The organism is Helicobacter sp. L8 (assembly GCF_003660355.1).
GTDB lineage: Bacteria > Campylobacterota > Campylobacteria > Campylobacterales > Helicobacteraceae > Helicobacter > Helicobacter labacensis.
Genome location: NZ_QXQR01000045.1, coordinates 1 through 1772 on the forward strand (window position 1 = coordinate 1; position 1772 = coordinate 1772).

The 1772-nt window shown below is 39.0% G+C and carries 2 protein-coding genes; one reads left to right on the forward strand and one right to left on the reverse strand.

Annotated features, from left to right (window positions below; all coding sequences use genetic code 11):
• Positions 1-5: 5 nt before the first annotated feature.
• Positions 6-1271, reverse strand: coding sequence for an RNA-guided endonuclease TnpB family protein (locus EAO37_RS08955; RefSeq protein WP_120953408.1), 1266 nt, complete (start codon positions 1269-1271; stop codon positions 6-8).
• Positions 1272-1340: 69 nt separating this feature from the next.
• Here EAO37_RS08955 and tnpA point away from each other — a divergent pair, with 69 nt between their 5' ends.
• A complete protein-coding gene (gene tnpA, locus EAO37_RS08960; protein ID WP_120953411.1) occupies positions 1341-1769 on the forward strand; it encodes an IS200/IS605 family transposase in 429 nt (142 codons plus the stop codon).
• Positions 1770-1772: the final 3 nt, after the last annotated feature.

Consider the following 1772-nt stretch of genomic DNA (forward strand, 5'->3'; position numbering starts at 1 on the left):
GTGAATCACCCACCCGCTAAAGACGGGTGGGCTTCTTGTTTCAACGATCCATAACTAGCTGTATCTAGTATGTAGCCATACTTGGTTACAGCCCCATTAGCGGAATCTCCACAAGCGTAACTTCGGGTCATCCCTACCCTAGTTTTATCTACCTTGATGGCGTGTCGTTCATCTAGCATACCCAAAGCATAGTTTCTAATGTTGATGCTAGCGTTTAGGTCTCTGTGGTGGCGTGTTTGACAACAAGGACAGACAAAATTTCTGATATGCAGCGGCTTTTTACCGGTGTTGCTCCCACAAGCGCAGCAGATTTGAGAGCTAGGAAAGTATCGATCTATCTTTAGCAAGGTTTTACCTTTCCACTCAGCCTTATAAGCTAGCAGACTAATGAGCCTAGACCAACTCGCATTGGCAATGCTCTTAGCCAGTTTGTGGTTTTTGACCAAATTCCTCACTTTCAAGGTTTCTACCGCTATCAAATCGTATTGATTGGTTATCTCGCTACTGATTTTGTGTAGGTAGTCCTCTCTGCTGTTCCTAATAGAAGCATGGATTTTTGCCACTTTCTTGACTTGTTTTTTTCTATTACTAGAGCCTTTTAGTTTCTTAGACAATCTCCTTTGTGCTTTAGTGAGCTTAGTTTGTAGGTTTTGGAAAAACTTTTTATAGGGATAGAGCACGCCATTGCTGGCTATAACTAAAGATTCTAAACCCATATCTAAACCCACAGCTTTTTTGATGGTTGTAGGTTTAGGCATAGGTTTATGATCCTCATAGCTCACAGAGAGATAATACTTGTCCGCTACACAAGAGATAAACCCCTGCTTGATGATAGAGCCTATAGGCAAATGCCTATGAAACTTGGCTTTGATAGCTTCTTTGAACTTGGGTAGCTTGAATTGCTTCTTGTCTAAATCTAATTCTAAGTGTTGTGGGATACAGAAAGACTGCTTAGAATGCTTTTTAGATTTGAATCTAGGATAATCTGCTAACTTAGAGAAAAACCTATCAAAGGCTGTGCTCAGTTGCCTTAATGCCATTTGCAAGCTTTGAGAGTTGCACTCACTTAGATAAGCATAAGCCTCTTGTTTTTTGAGAGTGGTGAGCACCTTTTGCATGCTGAAGTAGTTTTCTCTAATGCCTGACGCGTATTGTTTTTGGCGGTATTGCAAAAAGTAGTTATAAACCACCCTAGCACAGCCAAAGTGCTTGTGTATCAAGGTTTTTTGTTCAACACTAGGGTAAATCCTAAACTTCATTGCTTTAAGCAATTCCCAATGCCTTAATTATTTTGTAATGTTATAGCATAAGATTATAAAATATTTTTAAGGCACAAGACTATGAAAGAAAACCATTACAAACTCAAAGGCTATTTATCCACCAATAGGAGCAAACACAATCTAAAAGCCCATTTGATTTTAGTGTGTAAATACAGAAAAAAGTTGCTTGTAGGTGATGTGGCGATTTTTATAAAATCCGTGGTTGAAGAGATAGAGGAAAGCTCGGATTTTACTATCATAGCCATGGAAACAGACAAAGACCATTTACATTTGATGATTCAGTATATCCCTAGATTGTCTATTAGCTCCATCATTTTGCGGATCAAGCAGATGACTACTTATAGGGTTTGGAGAGAACCAAGATTTATCCCGTTCTTGCGCAAGCATTTTTGGAAAGAACAAACATTTTGGACAGATGGATTTTTTGCCTGTTCCATAGGAGAAGCTAACCCAGAAACCATCAAAAGATACATAGAAAATCAAGGATAAGTG